Below are 24,029 nucleotides of genomic sequence, written 5' to 3' on the forward strand. Positions count from 1 at the left end.
TGGATTGACGTGGTCGGTCTGGCTGCAACCGGTGGTATCGGTTTCACCGTGTCCCTGCTGGTCGCTGAGCTGTCCTTCCCGCACGGCTCTCCGCACACTGAGGACGCAAAAATTGCGATTCTCGTCGGCTCTGTTCTGGCTGCCATTGTGGGCGCGGCTATCCTGTCTCGCCGCAACAAGCACTACCGTGCCCTGGCTGAGAAGGAAAGCGTGGACGCTGACGACAACGGCATCCCCGATGTCTTCGAGGGCACCTACCGTGACCCGAAGGCTGAGCCGAACCAGAACTCCTAAGGTCTAGTACCTTCCCTACACCCCGATTCCCGCTGATAATGATGTCTCACCGCACTACCTCACGTCGCCGTACAGCACGAGCAGGGCAGGCGCCCGCGCCTCCCTCAAGGTATGCAGAGATATCAGCACGCGTGGTGATCGGGGTGTATTCTTTTGCCGCGCTGCTGACCACGTTCGCGTGGATTATTACGCCTCTGCGGCACGGCCGCGGCTTCACCTGGTGGGAAGTCACCGCCGACCTGCTGAATATCCCCTCCACGCACACTCTGCCCAGCGCCATCACGATGATTGTGATGGTTTCCGGGCTGATTGTGCGCAAGCGTGCCGCACTCATTGCCGCCATTGTTTTTCAGGTGCTGGGTGTGCTACTTGCGACCCATAGCGCCTTCACGCTGGTGTTCCCTGAGGGAATCATGCATAAGGACCGTATTTTCTCCTCGACGGTCGATACGCTCTCCATCGTGTTTGCGTGCGTGCTGGTGCCGTTCCTTTTCTCGATTCGTTCGGCGTTCCCGGCGCGCATTGGTCGCCTCTCGTGGGTGGGTGCGGCTGCTACGGCGGCTGGCGGTATTCTGCTGACTACCCTGGTGCTCTGGTACCTGTGCCGTATCGGCGTATGGGAGCCGCTGCGTTCCATCACCCCGTGGGAGCTACTCATGCACGGCCTGGGTATTGAGCGTACCCATCCTGGCGTGTGGGCCGCCGATGTGGTCGGTTTCTTGGCGTCTTTTGGCTACGGTGCTTCGCTGGTTGCGGCACTGTACCTGTTGGCGCGCGGTTACCGCGCCCCGGACGCGTGGACCGGCGAGAAGGAGTTGAAGATTCGCGCCCTGCTGCAGCAGTACGGTGCCAATGATTCGCTCTCCTATTTCGCGACGCGTCGCGATAAGCAGGTTATTTTCTCGCCGGATCAGAGGGCGGCGATTACGTACCGTTCGGTTGGTTCGGTGTGTTTGGCGTCGAGTGACCCTGTGGGTGACCCGGATTCGTGGGATGCCGCGATTGAGCAGTGGATGTTGCAGGCGCGTAGCTACGGCTGGGTTCCTGCGGCGCTGAGCGTGAGTGAGGCGGGCGCGCGCGCCTACAACCGTGCGGGCCTGTCGATTATTCAGATGGGTGAGGAGGCGGTCCTTGAGGCGGACCGCTTCACGCTCAATGACACGTCGATGCTGCCGGTGCGTCAGGCGGTTCAGCGTGTGCGTCGTGGCGGGTACACGGCGCAGATGCGTCGCTTTGCGGAGCTGGATGAGCAGCAGCGCCAGCAGGTGGCGGAGAATATTTCGGCGTGGCGTCATGGCCGCGTGGAGCGCGGTTTTTCGATGGCTTTGAACCGTGTAAATGATCCGGCGGATTCGTCGTCTCTGCTGGTTTCGGCTCATGATGAGGCGGGTCAGATGGTGGCTCTGCTGTCGTTCGTGCCGTGGGGTCCGACCGGGCTGTCGCTGGATGTTATGCGCCGCTCCCCCGAGGCACCTAATGGTGTGGTGGAGTTTATGGTGGCGTCACTGATGGAGCAGGCGGCGTCGCTGGGTGTGCGTCGGGTGTCGCTGAATTTCGCGATGTTTGGCCATATTTTTGAGGCTGCCGATCAGGTGGGCGCTTCGGCATGGAACCGTTTCGCTTCCCGTTCTTTGGGCGTGCTGGATCGTTTCCTGCAGTTGCGCCGTCTGTATCGTTTCAATCTGAAGTTTGCCCCGCTGTGGGTTCCTCGTTTTTTGGCGACGGAGCCGACTTTGGCGATGGTGAATGTGGTGGTTGCTGCGGGTATGGCGGAGGGCTTTTTGCCGAATCTGTCGGCTCGCCGTTTGCAGGATCAGGAGCAGGTTCTTTCTGCAGATGAGTTGGAGGCTCTTCGCCAGTTGCAGGTATCTACTGTAGAAGAGCTTCCTGAGGTGTCGCGTAGTGACCAGACTCAGCATCGTCTGCGTCATTTGGAGGCGCTGCGTTCGGCGGGTATGGAGCCGTATCCGCTGGGTGGTGAGATACGCAGTAATGGTGCGCCTATTCTAGGCGTGAAGGATGCCCTGCGTATATTCTCTTCTGAAAATATTCCTGATTCAGAATTTATGGTTTCGGGGCGTATTCGCGCGCTTCGCAACCACGGTGGAGTCCTCTTTGCGACCCTGATCGAGGGTGGCGAAACCCTGCAGGTCATCATGGAACGCGCCCTCGTGGGCGAGCGCCTGCTGAGCATTGCATCCCGCAACCTGGATACCGGTGACATCATCACCGTGCAGGGTGCTTACGGGGCGAGCCGCAACGGCACTCGATCACTGATTGCCTCCAGCTGGCACATGGCGTCGAAGAGCCTGCACCCCATCCCCTTTGATTCGTTTACCGACCCGGAGGCGCGTCTGCGTCGCCGTTCCACGGACCTACTGGTGCATCCGGATCAGATGCAGAATCTGCGTCTGCGCACCGCGGTGATTAAGGCGCTACGTGCCCGCCTGGATGCGGAGGGTTTCCTTGAGGTGGAGACCCCGATTCTGCATACGGTGCACGGTGGCGCGAGCGCGCGCCCGTTCCGCACGTATATCAATGCGTACGGTGAGGATTTGACGCTACGCATTGCGCCGGAGCTGTATCTGAAGCGTCTGGTGGTGGGCGGTAGCGGTCCGGTGTATGAGTTGGGTCGTGATTTCCGTAATGAGGGTGCTGATGCGACCCATAATCCGGAGTTTACGGTACTTGAGGCGTACCACCCGTTCGCGGATTATGTGCAGATGCGTGAGTTGACGGAGCGCCTGATTAAGGATGCCGCGCAGTCGGTGTTTGGTTCGGTGTCTTTGCCTCTGGGCCATAAGGCTTCGAGCGAGCGCGTTGTGCGTGATGTGTCGGGTCCGTGGCGTGTGGTGTCGGTGTGTGATGCCCTGTCGGAGGCACTGGGTCGCCGCGTGGATGTGCAGACGGATTTTGAGGAGTTGCTGACTCTGGCGCAGCAGCACGGTGTGCGTGTTCACGAGGGTATGGGCCCGGGCGCGATTGTTGAGGAGCTGTATGGTGAGCTGGTTGAGGCGCATACGGTGGAGCCGACGTTCTATACGGATTTCCCGGCGGAGACGAGTCCGCTTGCGGCGCCGCATCGTAGTGTTCCGGGTTTGGCGGAGCGTTGGGATTTGGTGATTAACGGTATGGAGATGGGTTGCGCTTACTCGGAGCTGGCGGATCCGCTGGTGCAGCGTGAGCGTTTGACGGAGCAGTCGTTGAAGGCTGCTTCGGGCGATTTGGAGGCGATGGAGGTGGATGAGGATTTCCTCTACGCCTTGGAGACGGGTATGCCGCCGACGGGTGGTTTGGGTCTGGGCGTGGATCGCTTGGTGATGCTGTTGGCTCAGACGCAGATTCGTGGGGTGTTGTCGTTCCCGTTTGTGAAGCCTGAACGCTCATAACCCAACCGATACCTCCGTTTATTTACTGTGCCCGGTGCGAGGTTTTGTGCCTTGCGCCGGGCTCTTCACGCCCACCTCCACACCCGCCTCGCCGGTATGGCGAACACCCGCACGAAGCCTATATTTACTCTGCCCATATATTAAGTATTCGTTACATTTTGAATTGGGCCCCTTTTTTAAGTTGCCGAGCGGGGGTTGCACCCGACACAATGGGGTGACTAATCATGCGGAGTGTATCTGTCTCCGCTACGCGGCGTGAGTCCGCACCACCCAGCAATGTAGCCCACATGTTCTCCGTCTTCCAGGTTTGAGCGTGCGGGCTTTTTGCTTTCAAGATTGGAGTACCGAGTGGATTTTCTTCTGAATATCATCGGGGACATTAATGAGCAGACTGCGGGACTGACCTCCTCCGTGGATGCTGTGCAGAACTGGATGTGGAGCAACTTCCTCTACTACGCTCTGATTGCGGCTGGTCTGTACATTACGATTCGTACTCGCGGTGTGCAGTGGCGTTCCATTAAGGAAATGGTTCGTGTCCTGGGTGACCCGGTTGCTCGTGAGGCTGACGGTAAGAAGAGCATTTCTTCGTTCCGTGCGTTTACTGTTTCGGCTGCTTCTCGTGTGGGTACCGGTACTGTTGCGGGTGTTGCTTTGGCTATTGCTATGGGCGGCCCGGGTGCTGTGTTCTGGATGTGGGTTATTGCTGCTGTTGGTGCGGCGTCCGCTTTTGCGGAGTCCCTTCTGGGTCAGCTGTACAAGGAGCGCGGTAAGGATTCCTATATTGGTGGTCCGGCGTACTACATGAAGCGCGGTCTGAATGCTCGTTGGATGGGTTATATCTTCGTGGCGTTCATTGTGATCACTTACGCGTTTGTGTTTGTGGCGGTTCAGACGAATGCTGTGGTGGATGCTACGGCGAACTCGTTCAATATTGATGTTTCGGGTACTAACTCGATGGGCTTCCGCATCACTATTGGTCTGGTTATGGTGGCGCTGACTGCGGCTATTATTTTCGGTGGTATTCGCGCGATTTCTTCGGTGACTGAGTGGCTGGTGCCGATTATGGCGGTGCTGTATCTGCTGCTGGGTCTGCTGGTTGTTCTGCTGAACATCACTGAGGTCCCGAATATGCTGCTGATGATTTTCCAGGGTGCTTTCGGCATTAAGGAGTTTGTGACCGGCGGTACCATGGGTGCCGTGATTTGGGGTATGAAGCGTGGCCTGCTGACTAACGAGGCGGGTATGGGTACTGCTCCTAACGCTGGTGCGACCGCTACTATTTCTCACCCGGCTAAGCAGGGTTATGTTCAGACTCTGGGTGTTTACTTTGACACCATGATGGCGTGTACTGTGACTGCGTTTATTGTGCTGCTGTCGAACCCGACCTATGGTGATCGTTCTCGTGGCGCGTCGCTGACTCAGTCGGCGCTGGCTATGCAGCTGGGCGATTGGGCGGTTCACTTCTTGACTATCGCTATTTTCATGTTTGCGTTCTCGACCGTGATTGGTAACTACTACTACGGCGAGTCGAACATGCGTTTCGTGACTGAGCGTAAACTGCCGATGACTATTTTCCGTGCGCTGGTTCTGGTGTTCGTGTTCTTCGGCGCGATTTCTTCGCTGGATCTGGTGTGGACTACCGCGGATATGTTGAATGCCGGCATGGTGATTGTGAACTTGACGGCGGTTCTGTTGATGACTCCGCAGGTTGTTGCGGTGTTGAAGAACTATGAGGCTCAGCGTAAGGCTGGTTTGGAGCCGATTTTCAAGGCTTCGGATATGCCTGAGTTGAAGAATCTTGCGGCGTGGGATGGTACTGATGCGGTGACTACCCGTGAGTTCTGGGCTGAGTATGATGCGAAGGCTGCTGAGCGTCGTGCTGCGAAGAAGGCTAAGAAGGTTAGCCGCTAGTTTGTGAGCTACACGCAGGTTTCTGTGTAAGGCTTTGTGGAGGGTCCGTCCTGCTGTGTTGCGGGGCGGGCCCTTTTGCGTGCTTGAGGGGCGTATGGGGCTGCCCATCGGGGTAGGCTCTGAACGCCTCCTTGAACTACCCTGAGGGCTTGCGGATTCCTCCGGGTCTGTATGCTTAGGAAGGATGTTAGGAGGGCTTATGGATTGGCGTGCCGTACTGGAGCTGGTGGTCACGGTCGTGTTTCTGGCTGGTATTGCGTTGGCGCTATTGTGCTTGGTGACGATTCATCGGAACCCGCATTTTTCGGAGGTACAGAAGCTGAAGTGGCTTCTGCTGGTGCTGTGCCTGCCGTATGTGGGTCCGGTGACGTGGTTGTTGCGTGCGCGTTTGGAACGTATTGACCGGGAGCGTGCTGAACAGGAGCGTATGGCGCGGGAGCGGGGTTCCGCAGCTGCGTCCGATGCGACTGCTTCCGATGGAGTGTCCGGTAGTGCCCCCGATAGCGCCTCGGAGGCTCTTTCTGAACCCTCCACCACCTCTAAGTAACAAAGGTCACACTCTCTCAATTGGACAGCACCGCATGCAGTCCGTATAGTTTTATGTGTTGCCTGCGGTGATACACCGTAAGACACATGCGCGAGTGGCGGAATAGGCAGACGCGCACGGTTCAGGTCCGTGTGCCCGTGAGGGCGTGGGGGTTCAACTCCCCCCTCGCGCACCAACGATCCCCGGTTCGAAAGAACCGGGGATTTTTTCATATCCATAACCAATTCCCCGCTAAATGACGGGGTTCCAGAGCGATGGCAAGTGCATCACCTAAAATAGAATCGGGTGTGTTCATTCACAGAGCACACAGCAAACGCACAGACACGCTCGTTAAACTGAGCCTTTCGGATAAAGACCGTTTGCGCGGTCTGTTGCTCGGAATGGTCGTTGAGAAGGAGGCGGCATGAAGTTTTTCGACAAGCTGGGCAAGCTGGAGCAAGGCATCGGTCGCACTGTCGGCCTTTCCAAGGGCTTCGGCACCTTTGCGAAGGCGGATGTTGCTAACCGCGTCCGCATCATGATGGATGACGAGTCCTACGTGGACGGCAGTGGCCGCACTATGGCTCCTAATGTCTATACTCTCCGTTTCGCACCGGTTGATTTCCCTCGCGTGCGCGAGTGGGGCAACCCGTTCGCTGTTGAGCTGTGCGATTTGGCGATTTCGCACGCCCGCGCGCAGGGTTACACCCTCATTGGCGCGGTTCGCGTGACGTTCAACGTTCTTGATTCTCTCTCTGAGGGCGAGTTTGAGGTTGTTGCGACCTTCGAGCCGTTCTCTGTACCGGAGGCTCCGGCGTCCCCGTCTCTGCGCGGCGCTACTAACTATGCACCGGTGCGTCCGCCGCGTGAGTCTTCTTTGCCGACCCGCATTACTAAGCCGGCTGCTCAGCCGGCTCAGCCTGCACCCAGCCCTGCGCCTCAGCAGGCTCCTGCGCCTCGCCTGAACATGCCTGTAGCGTCCCCCGCGGCGGGTGCTCCCCGTTTCTTCTTGGAGATTGAGGGTCGCATGCACCCGGTGAACCACCTGCCGTTTGTGCTGGGCCGCGGTTCTGATGCTGATTTTCGTCTGGACGATAAGGGCGTTTCTCGCCGTCACCTGCAGCTTTCGATGCAGGGTGGTGCGGTGGTCGCCACCGATATGGGTTCTACCAACGGCACGTTGATTAATGGTGCGCCTCTGCGTGCGCCGGTGGTGCTGGCGAACGGTTCGCTGCTTCGCATGGGTAATACCCGCATCATCTTCCATAGTTCGACCGGAGGTGTCCGTTAATGGCGTCTGAATTGACCGTTACTATCCTTCGTTACGCTTTTCTGGCTCTGATTTGGTTCTTTGTTTTCCTGGTGGTTTCGGCGGCTCGCCGTGACCTTGGTTTGGGTAAGAACTATCGTGCGGCACCGGTTGATGCAGTTCCGGAGGCTACCCATATTGCGCCTCCGCCGGCTCGCCCTTCGCAGCTTGTGATTACTGCCGGCGCTCAGGCTGGCGCGATGATGCAGCTGGGTGATCACCCGATTACTATTGGTCGTGCTAATGACATTGAGGTGTCTTTGCAGGATGATTACGCCTCGGGCCGCCATGCGCGTCTGTTCCCTCAGGGTTCCCGTTGGTTCCTTGAGGATTTGAATTCTACTAATGGTACGTTCGTCAATGGCGAGCGTCTGACTCGTGCGACCCCGATTGAGCCCGGTGATGATTTCCGCGTTGGCGGTACCACCATGCAGTTGAGGGGCTAGTGTATGAAGATTGCTTTTCGTTTTGAGGCCCGCTCTGATACGGGTCTGAAACGCTCGAAGAATGATGACTCCGGCTACGGTGGTCGTTTCCTTGCGGTCGTTGCTGACGGCATGGGCGGCCACGTGGGCGGCGATGTCGCGTCGGCTACGACGGTTCTGAACCTGACTCCGCTTGATCACCCTGATTTTGAGGATGGTACCGGCAGCGTTTACCTGGCTGATGAGATTCAGAGCGCGAACCTGATTATTAATGAGCTGGCGGCAAATGATCCGCAGCTGGCGGGTATGGGTACGACCTGTACTGCCCTGCTGATTGATGGCGATTGTATTGAGCTGGCTCATATTGGTGACTCGCGTGCGTATCGTCTGCGTCCGGGCGCTGATGGCGAGTTTGAGCAGATTTCTACTGACCATACGTTTGTGCAGCGTCTACTCAATGAGGGTCGTATTACCCCGCAGGAGGCGGAGAACCACCCGCATAAGAACGTGATTATGCGCGTTCTGGGTGACGTTGATGCGTCCCCCGAGCTGGAGTTGAAGACTCTGGATGCTGTTCCCGGCGAGCGCTGGGTGCTCTCCTCAGACGGCTTGGATGCCGTGGTGTCCCTGTCGGAGATTGAGCAGGTCATGCGTTCTACCGATGATCTGTCTGAGATTGCTGACACTCTGATTGCGATGACTTTGGAGCGCGGCGCGCCGGATAACGTGACGGTTGTGTCTCTGCAGGTGATTGACCGTGAGGTTCTGCCGGTGGATGAGCCGGTGGGCCCTTCGAGCCTGCCTGATTCTGCTCTGCCTGATTCGATTGTGGCGGAGCAGGAGGTTAGCACGAATACTCAGAAGCTTCCCGAGGTTGCTGCCACGGCTGAGGCTGCTGAGGCTATTCTGGGTGCGCACCATGATGAGGATCCTGAGGAGCGTTATCGTCGGTCGTTGCGCCGTTTCCGTCGTGCTCGTGACTTCTCTGGAACCCTGCTGCACAGTGGTTCTGGGGCGGTTCGCCACCATATCGGTACGTACGATAATGCCGTGGATGCGGCTCTTACGAACGCTGCGATTTTGCGTAGCGAGTTGGGTTCCCGCCCGCATCAGCTGGTTGGTGCCGCTTCGGTGGCTACTGAGACCGGCATGATTCCGGCGGTTACTTCTCGTACCCTGGAGCATCGTGCGACTGTGGCTCAGCGTGTGCCGTTGAAGGTGGAGTCTGACGAGGCGGCCCTGCCGGCTGAGCTGGAGGAGCTGATCGCTGAGGATACTGAGGAGCGTTCGCGTCCGCGGTCTTGGCCGATTCGCTTGTTCATTGCTCTGCTGGTTGCGGCTGTTTTGACGTTGGCTGCGTGGACCGGTCTGCGCTATGTGGAGCGTAGCTACTATGTGGGTGAGAGTGACGGCACGGTTGCGGTGTACAACGGTATTCCGCATGCATTGGGCCCGATTCGCCTTTCTCACGTGGTGGAGAATACCGATATTCCTACGAGTGAGCTGAGCGATCATACGCGTTCTTTGTTGCGTAATGCGATTACGGCGAAGGACCTGGATGATGCGCACCAGATTGTGTCTCGTTTGAAGACTCAGGCGGATCAGACGCGTGAGAAGGCTGAGCAGGCCGCTGCTTCTGCTTCTGCCTCGGCATCGGCTTCTGCTTCCCCGAGCTCTGTGGCGCCTAGTGAGGCTCCGAGCTCTGGGGCACCGGGCTCTGATTCGGCGTCCCCGGCTCCTGAGCTGGCTACGGTTTCCTCCGCGCCTGCGGCAGAGGGCGGTGAGAACAATGGCTAAGTTCTCGTTCCGTCGTGAGTCGGATGCGCCTCGTGCACGCCGTTTCACGGAGCTTTTCCTGCTGGTTTTGGCGGTGGGTATCAGCTCGTTCGGCATGTATCTGATTGATCCGGAGCATGCTTTTGATACGTCGAAGAGCCAGTGGCTGCCGTGCACGGTGGTGCTGGGTGCCGGTGCTCTTCTGATTCACCTGGTCATGCAGTTCCGTGCGCGTTATGCTGATCCGTTTATTCTGCCGCTCGTGGTGGCGCTGAACGGTATTGGTTTGACCATGATTTATCGTCTGGATCCGCAGATTGCGGCGCCGGTGGGTGATGGTCAGCTGATGTGGACCGGTGTGTCTATGGTGCTGTGCGCGATTATCGTGTTCGTGCTCAGGGATTACCGTCTGCTGCGTAAGGTCACGTACACCTCGCTGGTGCTGTCGATGATTCTGCTCATCATGCCGCTGGTTCCGGGTCTGGGTATGGAGCTTAATGGTGCTCGTATTTGGATTCATATCGGTAACCGCACGTTCCAGCCGGGTGAGGTCGCGAAGATTACTTTGGCGATTTTCTTCGCCGGCTATTTGGCGACGCACCGTGACCTGATTCTGGTGGCTGGCCGCCGTATTGGTCCGATTAATCTGCCGCGTCTGCGTGATTTGGCGCCGGTGTTCTTGGCGTGGATTGTGAGCCTGGGTGTTCTGGTGTTCCAGAAGGACCTTGGTTCGGCAATCATGTTCTTTGGTCTGTTCATGGCGATGCTGTACCTGTCGACCGGTCGTATTTCGTGGCTGGTGGTTGCGGGTATCGGTATGGCTGTGGGTGGCTATTTCGCGTACCACTATGTCTCGCACGTGCATGCCCGTATTTATGCGTGGGTGCACGCTTTTGATCCGGAGATTTACCAGGCGTCTCCTGGCGGTTCGGGTCAGATTCTGCAGGGCGTTTTTGGTCTGGCTTACGGCGGTCTTTTTGGCCGCGGTTGGGGTCAGGGCCGCGCGAACCTCGTCCCGTACGCTAACTCGGACATGATTATTTCCTCGTTGGGTGAGGAGCTGGGCCTGGTTGGTCTGGGTGCGATCCTGATGATGTTCATGCTCCTGGTCTCGCGCGGTTACCGTGCGGCGTTGGGTACTCGTGATGGTTTCGGTAAGTTGCTGGCTGCCGGCCTGTCTACGGTCATGGTTCTGCAGCTGTTCGTGGTGATTGGTGGCGTGACTCGTTTGATTCCGCTGACCGGTCTGACGACTCCTTTCATGTCTGCCGGTGGCTCCTCGTTGGTGGCTAACTGGATTATTGTGGCGCTGTGGCTGTCGATTTCTCATAGTGCCCGTGCACCTCACCTGGTGGCTGGTTACGATGCTCCGCAGGGTATTGACCATGCGGACACTAGCTACGAGCCGGAGGGTGCTACTAGCGTTCTGGCGCGTATTACGGCTAAGGATTCTGGAGGTGAGAAGAATGGATAGGGCTATTCGCCGCATGTGGATGTCTGCCGCGTGCGTGTTTGTCCTGCTGATGGGTACCCTCAGCTATATTCAGTTCTTCGATTCGAAGACGCTGATGAATAATCAGTGGAATTCTCGAGCGCTCTACGACAATTACGGTTCGGCACGTGGTTCGATTGTGGTTGACGGTACGGAGATTGCTTCGTCGGTGAAGTCCGATGATGAGTACAACTACCAGCGTGTGTATAACCACCCGCTCAAGTATGCGGCTCTGACGGGTTATTTCTCCACGATTTATGGCGCGACCGGGCTGGAGGCGGCACTCGACAAGGAGCTTGCCGGCACGAGCGATAGCCAGTTCTACGACCGTGTGGCGCAGCTGTTTAGCGGTTCTTCCGCGCAGGGCGCTAGCGTGGAGCTGACGATTAATTCGAAGCTTCAGGACATTGCCTACAACGCGTTGCAGGGCCGTAAGGGTGCTGTGGTGGCGTTGAACCCGAAGACCGGTGAGATTCTGGCGATGGCTTCTTCGCCGTCCTACGATCCGAATCTTCTGTCGGCTCATACGAGCTCTTCGGTTCTGGCGAATTACCAGGCGCTGACTTCTGACGAGGACAGCCCCCTGTTTAACCGTGCGATTGCGGGTAACACCTATTCGCCGGGTTCGACCTTCAAGATTATTGATGCGGTGGCGGCGCTGGAGTCCGGCAAGTACAACGCATCCTCGGTCATTGCGAACCCCGCGCAGTTGCCGCTGCCGGGCACGAACATTACCCTGCCGAACTATACGGGCGGTCAGTGTTCGACCCGAACTCAGGCGACGATTGAGTGGGCTTTGGCTCAGTCCTGCAATACGCCGTTTGCGCAGATTGCGATGGACCTGGGTCAGGAGCGTATCGCGAAGACCGCTGAGAATTTTGGTTACGGCCAGGATTTGAAGATTCCTTTGACGGTTTCTAAGTCGTCTTTCCCGTCGAATCTGACGCAGAGCCAGCTGGCTCAGTCGGCGATTGGTCAGTACGACGTGAAGACCACTCCGCTGCAGGTGGCGATGACTTCTGCGGCGATTGCGAATGGCGGCGTGCAGATGAAGCCGAACCTGATTCGTTCGGTGAAGACCAGCAACCTGAGCACTTTGCAGGAGTTCTCTCCTGAGAAGCTGCGTACGTCCACTAGCCCTGAAATTGCTAACCAGGTAAAGCAGTGGATGGTGAATGCGGTTGATAATGGTATTGCACGTAATGCTGGTGTCTCCGGTGTTAAGGTGGCGGGTAAGACCGGTACCGCGGAGACCACGGCAGGTTTGAATAATTCTTGGTTTACCGGTTTCGCGCCGGCTGATGATCCTCAGATTGCGATTGCTGTGGTCTACGAGGATATTGACGTGGCGACCGGTGCCCAGTTGGCAACCAGTACTAGTAAGCAACTCTTTGAGGCGGTGTTGAACAAGTGAGGCCTGCGGCTGATATCACTTTGGGCGGGCGCTACACCCTAACCGAACGTATCGCGATTGGCGGTATGGGCGAGGTGTGGAAAGCTCGCGACAAGGTGCTTGGGCGCATCGTTGCGGTCAAGATCCTCAAGGAGGAGTACACCGGTGACCCGGGCTTCTTGGAGCGTTTCCGCGCCGAGGCCCGTAACACCGCGTTGCTGAACCACCCCGGCGTAGCGAATGTTTTCGACTACGGCGAGGAGGACAACTCGGCGTACCTGGTCATGGAGCTGGTTCCGGGTAACCCGCTTTCGAGCATCATTGAGCATGAGACTACCCTGCCGCCCGATCGTATTCTGAACTTCATTGCTCAGACTGCGCGTGCGTTGGCTGCGGCTCATTCGCAGGGCCTGGTGCATCGTGACGTGAAGCCGGGTAACCTCATCATCACCCCGGATGACCGCGTGAAGGTGACCGATTTCGGTATTGCTCGTCTGGCTAATCAGGTGCCCTTGACGGCTACCGGCCAGGTGATGGGTACTGCCCAGTATCTGGCGCCGGAGCAGGCGACCGGTCAGGCGGCTACCGCCTCGTCGGATATGTACTCGTTGGGCATTATTGGTTATGAGTGCCTGGTGGGTCGTCGTCCGTTTACGGGTGAGTCGCAGATTGCGATTGCGCTGGCTCAGGTGAATGATCCGCCGCCGCCGCTTCCGGAGACCATTCCGGCTCCTGCTCGTGCGCTGATTATGTGCCTGTTGGCGAAGGACCCGGCTCAGCGTCCTAAGGACGCGACCGCCTTGGCTTCTGCGGTGGATGCGATTCGTCGCCGCGACCTGAAGGCTGCGGTGAAGGCTGTGCCTTCTCTGGCTCAGTTCTTGGCTGAGGAGAACGCTGACGACGCGACGGTTGCGATGACCGCTATGGATGTTGCGGCTGAGCCGATTAGCGCTTCTGCTGCTCCGCGTTTTGGTTCTGGTGGTCGTTTCTCGCCGGAGCCGACGACGGCGCCGATTCCTCGCACGAGCGAGCAGACGATGCGTCCGGCTTCGGGCCGCGTGAAGTCTACTCCTGCTCCTGCAGCGAAGCGTGGCCCGAACGTGTGGATGTGGGTTGCTCTGCTTCTGGCAATCGTGCTGATCGCTGGCGGTATTTGGACGGTCCTTTCCTCCAATAATGGTGGCGGTTCGACTGATCCGGTTCCGAGCGCTTCTTCGTCTGTTGTTCCGACGAACACGGGTACCGTTTCTACGGTGGAGCCGACTGAGTCTGCTTCTGCCCGTGCCGCTAAGCAGAAAGTGACCGTCAACGCGATTAACTACGAGGGTCGCGAGCTGCAGGATGCGGTGAACGAGCTGAAGAACCTTGGTCTGTCCCCCAAGACTGAGGGTGTTGAGTCGACTCAGCCGGAGAACACGGTGATTTCGGTTTCTCCGACGGGTACTTTGGAGCAGGGTAATAGCGTGACTGTTCGCTATTCGACCGGTCCGAAGTCGGTGACTTTGCCGTCGAACCTTGAGGGTAAGAACGTTGATGAGGCATCGAAGGCTGTTGCCGCTCTGGGTGTGAACGTTTCTCTGCATTATGAGAATTCGGACACTGCGGCCCCCGGTACGGTGCTTCGTACTACCCCCTCATCTGGCACCAAGGTCACGGTTGGTAGTAATGTAGACATGTATGTGGCCTCTTCCAGTTCGGGTAGGGGTTCGAGTGCGAGCGCTTCTGCTGCACCGTCTGCGTCGGCTTCTGCTTCCGCTTCTGCGTCGGCGCGTTAGCCCCTACGTTTTGATTTAGTTTTAGTCTTAGTGATCCAGGAGAACTTATGGACCTGTCGGTTCCCGACACGGTTGATAACCGTTACAAGGTACTCGAGGTAATCGGTACCGGTGCGATGGCAACCGTTTATGCTGCTGAGGATACTCGCCTCGGCCGCAAGGTTGCGCTTAAGATTCTGCGCCCGGAGCAGGCCCAGGACGATACGTTCCGCGCACGCTTTAAGCGTGAGGCGGAGGCTGTGGCGTCTCTGAACAATCCTGCGATTGTTGCTGTCTATGACACCGGTTCGTATAACCCCTCGCAGGATGGTGGGGAGTCTGCTTCTTCGGATGAGGGCACCGCTATTCCTTATATCGTGATGGAGTACGTGGAGGGTCACACTCTGCGTTCTATCCTGTCCCGTGGCGGCCACCTGCCGGTCCGTGATGCTTTGGGTTATTCCGAGCAGCTGCTGGGTGCTTTGCAGTACAGCCACTCGATGGGCATTATTCACCGCGACATTAAGCCGGCGAATATTATGGTGCTGGAGCGTACCAGCGAGGATATCGCTAAGGGTCAGCCAGGCCAGATTAAGGTCATGGATTTCGGTATTTCCCGTGCCATTGAGGAAGCTGGCGAGGCGCTGACCAAGGCTAACGTGGTGATGGGTAGCGCACGCTACATGTCCCCTGAGCAGGTGAGCGGCAAGGATGTTGACGCTCGTAGCGACCTGTACTCTGCTGCCTGCGTGATTTACGAGATGATTGCTGGTCGTTCTCCGTTCGATGCTGAGTCGAATGTTGACCTGGCGGCTAAGCACCTTTCGGACACTCCGGAGCCTCCGAGCAAGTTCACCCCGCTTGAGGTTCCGGCGGGTCTGGATGCTGTGATTCTGAAGGGTCTGGCGAAGAACCCGGATGAGCGTTATCAGAGCGCGGCTGAGTTCGCTCAGGCTCTGGTGTCGGTTGTTCGCCCGGGTGAAGAGACCGTGGTTCAGGATGCAGCGATGACTACTGCGTTCGTGCCTTCGGCGACTACCGCTTCCCTGGGTGATGACTACGCCCCGTACACCACCTCGATTACTGAGGCTTCGGTGGAGGACGGCGGCCTCAACGGCTTCTTCGAGTATGAGGACGATGAGGAGCTGTACGAGGATGAGGAGTACGCGGAGTACGATGAGTCTTCGCCGCGTAAGCGTGCGTGGGTTCGTTTCCTCGTGGGTACTCTGATTGCGGCTCTGCTGGTCTTCAGTGTTGGCTCGGTGCTGTACTACCAGAACAAGCTGAACGAGGTTCCGCAGGTTTCGGTTCCGGCTGTGGTGAATGTTTCCCGCGATGATGCCGATAACCAGCTGCGTAACTTGGGCTTCGTGCTGGATTACCGTACGGCTTACTCTGACAACATCAAGAAGGGCGACGTGATTAGCGTCGAGCCGGGTGTTGGCGCGAAGGTCAACAAGGGTTCGACCGTGACTGTGACCGTTTCGAGCGGTCCGGAGAAGGTCAAGCTGCCGGATAACCTGCAGGGTCAGAGCGAGGCGTACGTCCGTAACGCTCTGAAGGATCTGGGTCTGGTGGATGGCCGCGTCTCCACTGTGGAGAGCGCCTCCGTTCCTGCCGGTATGGTTGTGGAGCTGTCCCCGGAGAAGGGCTCGACCGATGATAAGGGTGCTCAGACCGTTGAGGCTGGTAGCACCGTGAACATCGTCCTGTCCTCCGGTAAGGTGAAGGTCCCCTCTCTGGTGGGTCTGACCAAGGATCAGGCTATTGCTGCTCTGACTGCTCAGGATGTTCTGCTGAACACCAACATTGAGACCGTTCAGACCAACGAGCGCCCTGCAGGTACCGTGCTTTCGCAGAGCTCTGCGGCGGGTACTCTGGTGGCTCAGAACAGCACCGTGACGATTCGCGTGGCGGCAACTCCGACTCAGACGACTGCTCCGACTCAGCAGGCTACTCAGCCTGCGGCGGCAACCGGTAACCAGAACGCTACTACTGGCAACCAGAACTCGGCTGCGACCGCTAACCAGCAGCAGCGTTCTACCGCGGCCAACCAGCAGGCTACTCAGCCTGCGGCGGCAACCGGTAACCAGAACGCTACTACTGGCAACCAGAACCAGCAGCGTTCTACCGCTTCGGCTACTCCGGCACCGGCTGCGTCCGCTACTGCGGGTACCCGTACGATTCAGGGTACTAACGCGAATACCAATGCCAATGCGAACAACGCAAACGCTAACGCGAATGCCCGCTAAGGGGTTCTAGCGGCTAGCTACGATAAAGGGGCGGCGCTCCACACCGTTGGGTGTGGGGCGCCGCCCCTTTCGCGTGCCTGGGCTTGCTCCTGCACCTGTGATTGTCCGTGTGTCCGGGATTGTTTATGCGTATGGCTTTGCTCGCCTCTACGGGTCCAGATATAGCTATCGCATCCAGTTTCCCTATAGCGTGTCTGCTACGGGGCTTCTGGAGGCGATATAAGCCATTGAGGGCGCCTAGGGCTAAGAGAGACTAGGCCATGAGGGGCGAGAGGCTCTTAGCGCGCTCTGCGGCTCCCTGCAGACCGGTTTCTTCGAGCCAGTTGCCGAGCATGAGGTATCCGCTTTCGGTCAGCACCGATTCGGGGTGGAACTGCACGCCGTGCATGGGGGCCTCGCGGTGGCGCAGACCCATGATGATGCCGTTATCGGTGGTGGAGGTGGTTTCCAGAACGTCGGGCATGGTTTCGGGTACGACCGCCAGGGAGTGGTAGCGGGTCGCGGTGAAGGGGCAGGGCACGTCCTTGAACACGGAGACGTTCTCGTGCACGAGGCGGGAGGTCTTGCCGTGCATCAGTTCGGGGGCATGGGTGACGGTGCCGCCGAATGCCTCTGCGATGGCCTGGTGGCCGAGACAGACGCCCAGTAGCGGCTTCTTCGCTTCCGCAGCCCAGCGGATGGTGTCGATGATGACGCCCGCCTCTGCGGGGGCACCGGGGCCGGGAGAGACGAGCACGCCGTCGTGTTCTTCGGCGAGCTTGATGACTTCGTCGAGTTCGTATTCGTCGTTACGGATGACGGTGGTTTCGGCGCCGAGCTGCTGGATGTAGCCGACGAGGGTGAAGACGAAGCTGTCGTAGTTATCGATAACAAGGATGCGGGTCATGGCACGTCCTTAGCGCTAATGGTTGATGGTGACGTTCAGGTTGAAGGGACCGTACTCTGCGAAGTGGGGGAAGACGAATTCCATGAGCAGGTAGACTACGGCGAGTATCAGCACGATGGCGATAATGATGCGAACCCACAGGGGGCCGGGGAGGTGGCGGAAAATCCATGCGTACATCTGCTTTTCCTCTCAGATTTAGGATCCTGCGACGGAGGCGGCAATTTCTGCGGGCGCTCCGGCTGCGGCGGGCCGCCAGGATTCGAGGCGGGCGTGGACAATGTATCGTTCGGTGTCACCGTAGCGCGGGTGGCAGGTGGTGAGCGTCAGGAGGCGCTCGGTGGGTGCTACGCCAGGCTGTCCGGGGACGGGTTCGATGACTTCTACCTGGTCGGGCTGCACGATTTCGTGGCTGTAGACGGTGTAGGTGTAGTAGCCGTCTTTGGTGCGCACGTAGATGTGGTCGCCTTCGGTGAGCAGGTCGATGTCGTTGAGGACTTTACCGCGGGTTTGGCGGTGGCCTGCGAGGGAGAAGTTGCCGACCTGGCCGGGCATGGCGCTTCCTTCGTAGTGGCCGAGTCCGAGGGAGTCGAGCACGTCGGAGCTGGTGCCCTGCGTTGCGGGTCGCTGGTAGTCGGATCCGAACTTGGGGATGTAGACGACGCCGAAGACTTCACCGTGGCCGGGTTCGCTCAGACCGGCGGGAGGGGTGTTGGGGTCCCAGTCGGGGACGGGTTCGGCGGGGTTGGAGTCGAACTCCTGAACGAGGGTGCTGACGGCTTGGGATTGGGTGCGGTCGGCGTCGATATTGGTCCACCAGAGCTGCCAGGCAACGAAGAGGAGCAGTACAACACCGATGGTGATGAGGAGTTCGCCTGTAATCTGGATGACCCAGTGCAGCACGCTACGGGGGCGGCGCTCTGCGGTGGGTGCCGTTCCTTGATTCATGCGGTCTCCTTTGTCTTCTGGGTTATGTATGTTCTTGGGCGCCGGGTGGCGTTCCTTATCTTTCAACGCGGGGAGAAGGTGAAATCATCCCGTAAGTCTGCAAAGATAGGTGTGAACATATATTTTTAGGTTACCCATACAACAATAAGCGGAGGAAGTATGTCGACCAACTCGGCTAAGGCATCGTCCAAGAAGAAGTCTCAGAAGTCTGCTAAGTCTGAGGTGGAGGATGCGAGCGAGCTGCGTCTGCGTGAGATTGCTCGTGAGATGGAGAGCGGCACGCAGCTGAAGGAGCAGACTCCGTTGTGGTACCGCGTGATTATGTTCTCGCTGTTGGCGGTGGGCATTCTGTGGATTATTGTTTTCTACATTACGCAGGGCCTGTTCCCGATTCCTGATTTGGGTATGTGGAATGTGAGTGTTGGTGTGGGCGCCATGATGGTGAGCATGCTGATGATGACTCGCTGGCGTTAAGACTTAGGCATTAGGGCTAAGGCCTTAGAGCTTATAGAGAGGCGGTCGTCCCGTGTGGGGCGGCCGCCTCTCTGTATGTTTCGCCTGTTTGGCAAGGCTGGAGTTAGAGCGCCTCCACGTTACCTGTCTTTGTTCTTACTCGGAAGATTGCAGTCATGGCGACCATGATGAGCAGCTCGGTGAGGGTTTGGGTGAGTACGGTGGCGCCCATGAGGCTCGCTTCGGGGTTCCCGTTGTGCGCCAGGCGTTGTGCGCAGAGCGCGACGACGGGGTAGATGATGAGGGCGTTGCGGGTGACGGCGCTGAAGGTTACGGAGATGCGTTCCGGTCGGCTCATCACCTTGCTGAGGCACCATGCGGCGACTCCTGCGAGGATTGCGTAGGTGAGGTAGAGTCCGGCGAGTCGGGGAATGAGCTGTGCCTGGTTGAGCACCGCAGGGGTGTAGGCGGAGCACATGAGAGCAAGGAGCAGGCACATGAGGGGAATCATCGCGGTATCGCTCATGGTGCGTACTCGTTCGTAGGTTTGTTGGCGCTGCGGTGAGCGGGTTGACCAACGTTGCGCGAGGTAGGCGGCTACTAGGGGCACGATGAGCGGTGCCAAGCTGAGGTAGCTTTCAGCGGGGAGGGGGAATATTTCTCCCATCACCCCAATATCTAATATTCCTATATATGCATATGCACTAGTCAATGCTGGAATAGAAATGATTTGGACACCAAGCAGGTAGGGCGTTGCCGCCAGCAAACCGCGATATTCCCCTCCAGCAATACACGTAAAAACCACAACGTAATCCACGCATGGAGCCAGCAAAACAATCACCGCAGCTAGAGCAACGGGGCCACCCTCGGGGATGAAGAAGGAGACCAGCGGGGCAACCAGAAGTGGAGTCCCTAAAGCGGCAATGAGTGAGCTTCTTGTACTGACCGGTGCTCATGCCGGTTAGGGGCATGAGAGCGAAGTTGGTCCACAGGAGCGCACCGAGCGCGTAGGGCACGAACTGCTCAGAAACCAGGCTCCACCCACTCAGTCCCGCACAGGCAACTCCCACGGCCATGGAGGCGAGGTAGAGAGCCACCTGGTGACGTTCCATAAAGCCCACGGAACCACCCTCTTCTAGTAGATCAGGTCGCCTCGTGCCGCTTCGTGGACGCGGCGGGTTACGGTCTCCATAACGGGTGAGTTAATGTTCCACCGCTGCCAGTAGAGGGGGAATTCTACGGGGGTTGCGGCGAGCTTCACGAGGTGCCCACTTGCGAGCTCTTCGGCGCATTGCGCTTCGGGAATGAGGCCCCAGGCGATACCGGCGCTGACGGCGCGCGCGTAGTCCGGGGAGGAGGGAATGTAGATGGTGGGGCTTTGGGTGAAGGTTTCTTCAGCCTCCAGACCTACTTCTTGTTCGATAAGGACTCGTGCCACGTCCTGCACAAAGTCTTTGCGGTCGTATTCGACGACGGGGGCACGGTTGAGCTCTTCGCGGCTTACGCGCTTGGGCCAGCCGGGCAGGTATCGCTGTACGTAGTCGGGGGTTGCGACGCACCAGTAGCGTGCCACGCCAAGGGTTTCGACGGAGCAGCCGGGGATTTTTTCGGGTTTGGAGGTAATAACTGCCATGACTTCTCCGGATCGGAGCATGGCGGAGGAGTGGAATTCGCCTTCTCGTCGCAGGTCGCAAAAGATGCTGTCTTTGCGGCTGAGGGTTCCGACGGCGTCGATGAACCAGGTGGCGAGCGAGTCGGCATTGACCGCCACGGACACGCTTTGGAAGCCGCCGGCACCCATGAGTTCGCGTTCCATTTCTTGCTGCAAGAATTCGCTCTGACGGGCGATACGCAGCACGCTTTGCCCGGCGTCGGTGGGGGTGACGGGGTTGCTTCGGCGTAGCAGGACCTTTCCGGCGATCTGTTCCATGGCTTTGATGCGCTGGGAGATGGCGGAGGGGCTCACTCGCAGGATATCTGCCGCCGCGTCGAAGGTGCCGTATTCGATAACGGTGGCGAAGGTGGTGAGCTGGTCGGTACTGAAACGTGTCATAAGAATATCTTACGCAGTGTGAAAATATTTAGATAGATTTAGGGTTTGTTTTCCCGTATTCTCGTCTCTGGCGCTTCGCACTCTAGCTATCGGGGCGATAATCCCTGTGTCGCATGCTTTTGCCTGGCAAGCTGGTATTAGAGGAGCCACCACCCGCATATCCGCGAAGCCCGTGCCCCGTTTGACCCGCATAGAAAGTTTCACCATGCCCATCTCCCTGTCCCTGCTGTTTCTGGGTGCTACCACCACGATTTCTTTGGTGGCGGCTATTGGTGCCCAGGGAACTTTTGTGCTGCGTCAGGGTATTTTGGGTCGGCATATTACCCCGATCATTATTTTCTGCATTCTGTCGGATGCTCTGATGATTGGCTTGGGCGTGGTGGGCCTGGGCGCTCTGCTGGATGCGGCACCGTGGTTCATTGAGGTGTTCCGTTATGTGGGTGCGGCGTTTTTGGCGTGGTTTGGTTTTGAGGCTGGGCGGCGCGTGTTTACTCCGCACTCCATCGTGGTCGATGATGCGGAGGGCGATTCTCAGTCGTTGAAGGCGGCTCTGCTGACCACGGCGGCGGTGACGTATTTGAATCCGCTGGCGTGGTTGGATACGACTATTCTTTTGGGTTCACTGGCGAACGCCCAGGGCGATCCTGGCCGTTGGTGGTACTACCTGGGGTGCTGCTGCGGTAGTGTTATCTGGTTTTTGATGCTCGGGTATGGTTCGCGTCTGCTTCGTCCGCTCTTTGCGCGTCCTTCGGCATGGCGTGTTTTGGATGGGGCGACGGCGCTTCTCATGGCGTACCTGGTGTTCAATCTGCTGACGATGAACCTGTCGACCCACTAGCTTCTACCCCCTACCCAACCTCTTTTATGCCTTTTCAGGCTCTTTTTCCGTGTCTTCCTCTTCTTCATGGAGTACGAGTACTTCGTTCTTGGGCATGGTGAGCAGGCCCAGGTAGATATCGCGAATAACCAGGATGTGCTTGATTCGCGCAATCATGGGCTTGAGGAAGCTTCGGGCGTATTTTTCGTCGCTACTGGTGGTTGCGACAAAGCTGAGTCCGGAGAACACGGCAACAATCATGGACACCTTGATGACCACGGCGTTGATGTTGGTGTCTACGCCGAGGATTTTGAGGTGTTCGGGTTTGACGGTCATCCACGATTCAATGGTGGTATCGCTAATGGCGATGGACGAGAAGCCCATGAAGAATCCGAAGACGAGCATCATGAAGAGGGTCGCCTGAATAATCTGCCCAATCATGGGGATGATAATGAGGTTGCCCCAGGGCGCGGTTTTGAGGGGTCGGTGTTCGAGGATTTTCTTCTCTTCGACCCAGTCTTGGGCGGTGTTCCATATTCCACCTTCGAGGGCTGCGGCATGCTCGTAGTCGCTCTCGCTAAACCTTGCGATGTCGTCGCCTCTGTTGCGTCCTAGAAGGCGTGCTGTGCGCTCTAGGGAGGTCGTGACGACCACGAACACGGCGAGGAGCCCCATGAGCCCCAGAACAGCCCAGGTGCGCGGGAAGCTGAGCCCGTTGGCGAGCTTCCAGAGGTCTGCGTTCACGAAGATGAAGAGCACGGACACCATGAGTACGGGTAGTACTTTCGCGATCATGGGCGGCAGGGAAGCGAGCTGGTGGATGGCGTGTTTGAGCGACCATCCGAGTACGGTATCTACGCCAAGGAAGATGGAGAGGTAGATTCCGATAACGATGAGAGGGAAGACTTGACCACCGTCGTAGACGAAGTCGAGGCCGTCGAGGCTACTGGATTCAAAGACACCGGCGATGAAGAGTATGCCGGCAAAAAGTACGGTAAGGATACCCGTGGTGATTTGAACCCACTCCGGGGTACGGACCATGAGCATATGGGCAAGAGTAATGAACACACCGGAGATTATCGGCATCACGAGGAAGATGCCGCCGAGCACGAGCATGGGTAGCACTTCATCGCTGAGTGCAGTGTTGGTCGTGATGGCTTTGATATATTCCGGGAGGGACCCCTTTGCGTCATCAACGATGAAGATGAGGATATCGCGCAGGAAGATATAACAGACGTGCATGATGCTCGCCCACAGGATCCAGGGTACGGAGCGCGGGAAGGCGTCGAGAGCACGCTGACGTGCAGGAATGATGAGGGGTACGCCCTGCTTGCGGAACCAGATATTGCTCTGCTTCAGCACATCAGTCTTGCTGTAGCGCTGAGGTTGTGCCTCTTCTGCCACAGCTTTGGTACGCAGTCGTGCCCAGATAGAGCGTGCATCCTTCTGCTGCGGGGTGTTCTGCTCCTGTGTGCTCATGACATAACACTCTACAGGGTCGAGCAGGCCCTTTGATTATGTACCTTTTAGAGTTCTTCTTTCTCGAGCTCAGATCCAATAAAGCGAGCGTATGCGCCTATGAGTAGCTCAGCTGCTTCTTCGTGTCCGGCGTAGATACCTAGTTCCTCGTCCTCACGGCCTGCGTAGGTGCCGCTACTGATTTCGAGTAGGGATTGGGGTGCCTCTGCAGTCTCCGGTGCCAGGGCGTCCAGGATGAAGCTCAGGCTTTCTTCCGATTCTTCAGCTACTCCCAGGAGGCGTCCTAGACGCGTCCCCTGATAGGGCGCAATGCTGAGGACGTCTTCGTTCTCGCACTGGATAATACGCGCGACAGGAATAATATCCCCGTCTGCGGTCTCTTCGAGCAGTAGCTCAGTGGATAGGTCGATGTGGCTCTCCTCGCTCTGCAGGAGCTGCCTGGGCCACCAGAGGTGGATGTATTCGGTGAGTGCTGCCCATGCTTCGTGAGGTTCCAGCGAGCTCTCTACGTAGAGGGCAATAGCGCGTTCTTCATTAGCCTGCTGCGGCTGATCGGCTGGCTCTGGTGCGTGGGAGAACATGGGGTAGTGCATGGTTCTACTCTATCCCAGTGCGCTCCTCTCTGGAGGGGATATTCCTTCCTCCTTCATTTCCCTCGTTAAGGGATATGAGGGTACAAAAAAGGGGCAGACTCACATGGGTCTGCCCCTTTTCCAGCTTTAGCGGTTAAAGCAAAAGAGCCCGCGTAAGCGGGCTCTTTTTATTGCCTATTGGATTGTTATCCAAAAACCATACAGTGAACGCAAACAACAAACAACTCTCTTGAAAAGTAAGCCTTCGGCCTATTAGTACCAGTCAACTCCACGAGTCTTCAG

General features: G+C 57.8%; 20 protein-coding genes and 1 tRNA gene. 14 read left to right on the top strand and 7 right to left on the bottom strand.

Going from position 1 to position 24,029, the window contains the following annotated elements; all coding sequences use genetic code 11:
- The 12 genes from QZ540_RS04470 to pknB all read left to right on the top strand — a co-directional run.
- Positions 1-294, top strand: a 294-nt coding sequence (locus tag QZ540_RS04470; RefSeq protein WP_294628055.1) for a Na+/H+ antiporter NhaA, incomplete at its 5' end; no start/stop codon positions are given.
- A 38-nt stretch (positions 295-332) separates the two neighbouring features.
- Positions 333-3,683 (top strand): bifunctional lysylphosphatidylglycerol synthetase/lysine--tRNA ligase LysX, encoded by a 3,351-nt coding sequence (lysX, locus tag QZ540_RS04475; protein WP_294628057.1) that lies wholly within the window; start codon positions 333-335, stop codon positions 3,681-3,683.
- A 348-nt stretch (positions 3,684-4,031) separates the two neighbouring features.
- Positions 4,032-5,594 carry a sodium:alanine symporter family protein gene (locus QZ540_RS04480; RefSeq protein ID WP_294628059.1) on the top strand — a complete coding sequence of 521 codons (1,563 nt, stop codon included), beginning with the start codon at positions 4,032-4,034 and terminating at the stop codon, positions 5,592-5,594.
- 199 nt (positions 5,595-5,793) lie between these two features.
- Positions 5,794-6,141: a PLDc N-terminal domain-containing protein gene (locus tag QZ540_RS04485; RefSeq protein ID WP_294628061.1), complete on the top strand. Its 348-nt coding sequence runs from the start codon at positions 5,794-5,796 to the stop codon at positions 6,139-6,141.
- Between the two features lie 88 nt (positions 6,142-6,229).
- Positions 6,230-6,316: transfer RNA gene (locus QZ540_RS04490), tRNA-Leu, on the top strand.
- 228 nt (positions 6,317-6,544) lie between these two features.
- Positions 6,545-7,411, top strand: a complete 867-nt coding sequence (locus QZ540_RS04495) for a DUF3662 and FHA domain-containing protein (RefSeq protein ID WP_070616214.1) — start codon at positions 6,545-6,547, stop codon at positions 7,409-7,411.
- Positions 7,411-7,875 (top strand): FHA domain-containing protein, encoded by a 465-nt coding sequence (locus tag QZ540_RS04500; RefSeq protein WP_012904358.1) that lies wholly within the window; start codon positions 7,411-7,413, stop codon positions 7,873-7,875. The genes QZ540_RS04495 and QZ540_RS04500 overlap by 1 nt, the downstream gene beginning before the upstream one ends.
- A gap of 3 nt (positions 7,876-7,878) precedes the next feature.
- On the top strand, positions 7,879-9,651 hold the full coding sequence (locus QZ540_RS04505) for a PP2C family serine/threonine-protein phosphatase (RefSeq protein WP_294628065.1): 1,773 nt from the start codon (positions 7,879-7,881) through the stop codon (positions 9,649-9,651).
- Positions 9,644-11,104 carry an FtsW/RodA/SpoVE family cell cycle protein gene (locus QZ540_RS04510; RefSeq protein WP_005507381.1) on the top strand — a complete coding sequence of 487 codons (1,461 nt, stop codon included), beginning with the start codon at positions 9,644-9,646 and terminating at the stop codon, positions 11,102-11,104. Before QZ540_RS04505 ends, QZ540_RS04510 begins: the two co-directional genes overlap by 8 nt.
- The gene (locus QZ540_RS04515) at positions 11,097-12,536 is read left to right on the top strand and encodes a penicillin-binding protein 2 (RefSeq protein WP_049354377.1); all 1,440 of its coding nucleotides are present in this window, start codon (positions 11,097-11,099) and stop codon (positions 12,534-12,536) included. Before QZ540_RS04510 ends, QZ540_RS04515 begins: the two co-directional genes overlap by 8 nt.
- Positions 12,533-14,290 carry a protein kinase gene (locus QZ540_RS04520; protein ID WP_294628067.1) on the top strand — a complete coding sequence of 586 codons (1,758 nt, stop codon included), beginning with the start codon at positions 12,533-12,535 and terminating at the stop codon, positions 14,288-14,290. The genes QZ540_RS04515 and QZ540_RS04520 overlap by 4 nt, the downstream gene beginning before the upstream one ends.
- A gap of 47 nt (positions 14,291-14,337) precedes the next feature.
- Positions 14,338-16,521, top strand: a complete 2,184-nt coding sequence (gene pknB, locus QZ540_RS04525) for a Stk1 family PASTA domain-containing Ser/Thr kinase (RefSeq protein WP_294628069.1) — start codon at positions 14,338-14,340, stop codon at positions 16,519-16,521.
- 253 nt (positions 16,522-16,774) lie between these two features.
- Here pknB and QZ540_RS04530 read toward each other — a convergent pair whose 3' ends face one another.
- The 3 genes from QZ540_RS04530 to QZ540_RS04540 are packed head-to-tail and all read right to left on the bottom strand — an operon-like array spanning position 16,775 to position 18,352.
- Positions 16,775-17,407 (bottom strand): aminodeoxychorismate/anthranilate synthase component II, encoded by a 633-nt coding sequence (locus QZ540_RS04530; protein ID WP_070616218.1) that lies wholly within the window; start codon positions 17,405-17,407, stop codon positions 16,775-16,777.
- A 15-nt stretch (positions 17,408-17,422) separates the two neighbouring features.
- Positions 17,423-17,584, bottom strand: a complete 162-nt coding sequence (locus QZ540_RS04535) for a hypothetical protein (protein WP_005507386.1) — start codon at positions 17,582-17,584, stop codon at positions 17,423-17,425.
- Between the two features lie 18 nt (positions 17,585-17,602).
- Positions 17,603-18,352 (bottom strand): class E sortase, encoded by a 750-nt coding sequence (locus QZ540_RS04540; protein WP_294628071.1) that lies wholly within the window; start codon positions 18,350-18,352, stop codon positions 17,603-17,605.
- A gap of 159 nt (positions 18,353-18,511) precedes the next feature.
- Between QZ540_RS04540 and QZ540_RS04545 the strand changes: the two genes are divergently transcribed.
- A complete protein-coding gene (locus QZ540_RS04545) occupies positions 18,512-18,826 on the top strand; it encodes a cell division protein CrgA (protein WP_005507388.1) in 315 nt (104 codons plus the stop codon).
- A 103-nt stretch (positions 18,827-18,929) separates the two neighbouring features.
- Here the strand turns inward: QZ540_RS04545 and QZ540_RS04550 are convergent, their stop codons facing one another.
- On the bottom strand, positions 18,930-19,331 hold the full coding sequence (locus QZ540_RS04550) for a hypothetical protein (RefSeq protein WP_294628073.1): 402 nt from the start codon (positions 19,329-19,331) through the stop codon (positions 18,930-18,932).
- 609 nt (positions 19,332-19,940) lie between these two features.
- Positions 19,941-20,858 carry a LysR family transcriptional regulator ArgP gene (locus QZ540_RS04555; protein WP_294628075.1) on the bottom strand — a complete coding sequence of 306 codons (918 nt, stop codon included), beginning with the start codon at positions 20,856-20,858 and terminating at the stop codon, positions 19,941-19,943.
- Positions 20,859-21,063: 205 nt separating this feature from the next.
- Between QZ540_RS04555 and QZ540_RS04560 the strand changes: the two genes are divergently transcribed.
- On the top strand, positions 21,064-21,696 hold the full coding sequence (locus QZ540_RS04560) for a LysE/ArgO family amino acid transporter (protein WP_294628077.1): 633 nt from the start codon (positions 21,064-21,066) through the stop codon (positions 21,694-21,696).
- A 24-nt stretch (positions 21,697-21,720) separates the two neighbouring features.
- Here the strand turns inward: QZ540_RS04560 and QZ540_RS04565 are convergent, their stop codons facing one another.
- Positions 21,721-23,154, bottom strand: coding sequence for a D-mannonate dehydratase (locus QZ540_RS04565; RefSeq protein ID WP_294628079.1), 1,434 nt, complete (start codon positions 23,152-23,154; stop codon positions 21,721-21,723).
- Positions 23,155-23,201: 47 nt separating this feature from the next.
- The gene (locus QZ540_RS04570) at positions 23,202-23,747 is read right to left on the bottom strand and encodes a GTPase (protein WP_294628081.1); all 546 of its coding nucleotides are present in this window, start codon (positions 23,745-23,747) and stop codon (positions 23,202-23,204) included.
- Positions 23,748-24,029: the final 282 nt, after the last annotated feature.

This window comes from uncultured Rothia sp. (genome assembly GCF_916049665.1).
GTDB lineage: Bacteria > Actinomycetota > Actinomycetes > Actinomycetales > Micrococcaceae > Rothia.

Coding starts and splice junctions, on each gene's coding strand:
- QZ540_RS04560 (WP_294628077.1), top strand. CDS start 21,064: ATGCCCATCTCCCTGTCCCTGCTGTTTCTGGGTGCTACCACCACGATT.
- QZ540_RS04535 (WP_005507386.1), bottom strand. CDS start 17,584: ATGTACGCATGGATTTTCCGCCACCTCCCCGGCCCCCTGTGGGTTCGC.
- QZ540_RS04530 (WP_070616218.1), bottom strand. CDS start 17,407: ATGACCCGCATCCTTGTTATCGATAACTACGACAGCTTCGTCTTCACC.
- QZ540_RS04510 (WP_005507381.1), top strand. CDS start 9,644: ATGGCTAAGTTCTCGTTCCGTCGTGAGTCGGATGCGCCTCGTGCACGC.
- QZ540_RS04555 (WP_294628075.1), bottom strand. CDS start 20,858: ATGACACGTTTCAGTACCGACCAGCTCACCACCTTCGCCACCGTTATC.
- pknB (WP_294628069.1), top strand. CDS start 14,338: ATGGACCTGTCGGTTCCCGACACGGTTGATAACCGTTACAAGGTACTC.
- lysX (WP_294628057.1), top strand. CDS start 333: ATGATGTCTCACCGCACTACCTCACGTCGCCGTACAGCACGAGCAGGG.
- QZ540_RS04485 (WP_294628061.1), top strand. CDS start 5,794: ATGGATTGGCGTGCCGTACTGGAGCTGGTGGTCACGGTCGTGTTTCTG.
- QZ540_RS04565 (WP_294628079.1), bottom strand. CDS start 23,154: ATGAGCACACAGGAGCAGAACACCCCGCAGCAGAAGGATGCACGCTCT.
- QZ540_RS04550 (WP_294628073.1), bottom strand. CDS start 19,331: ATGAGCGATACCGCGATGATTCCCCTCATGTGCCTGCTCCTTGCTCTC.
- QZ540_RS04505 (WP_294628065.1), top strand. CDS start 7,879: ATGAAGATTGCTTTTCGTTTTGAGGCCCGCTCTGATACGGGTCTGAAA.
- QZ540_RS04545 (WP_005507388.1), top strand. CDS start 18,512: ATGTCGACCAACTCGGCTAAGGCATCGTCCAAGAAGAAGTCTCAGAAG.
- QZ540_RS04495 (WP_070616214.1), top strand. CDS start 6,545: ATGAAGTTTTTCGACAAGCTGGGCAAGCTGGAGCAAGGCATCGGTCGC.
- QZ540_RS04515 (WP_049354377.1), top strand. CDS start 11,097: ATGGATAGGGCTATTCGCCGCATGTGGATGTCTGCCGCGTGCGTGTTT.
- QZ540_RS04570 (WP_294628081.1), bottom strand. CDS start 23,747: ATGCACTACCCCATGTTCTCCCACGCACCAGAGCCAGCCGATCAGCCG.
- QZ540_RS04540 (WP_294628071.1), bottom strand. CDS start 18,352: ATGAATCAAGGAACGGCACCCACCGCAGAGCGCCGCCCCCGTAGCGTG.
- QZ540_RS04500 (WP_012904358.1), top strand. CDS start 7,411: ATGGCGTCTGAATTGACCGTTACTATCCTTCGTTACGCTTTTCTGGCT.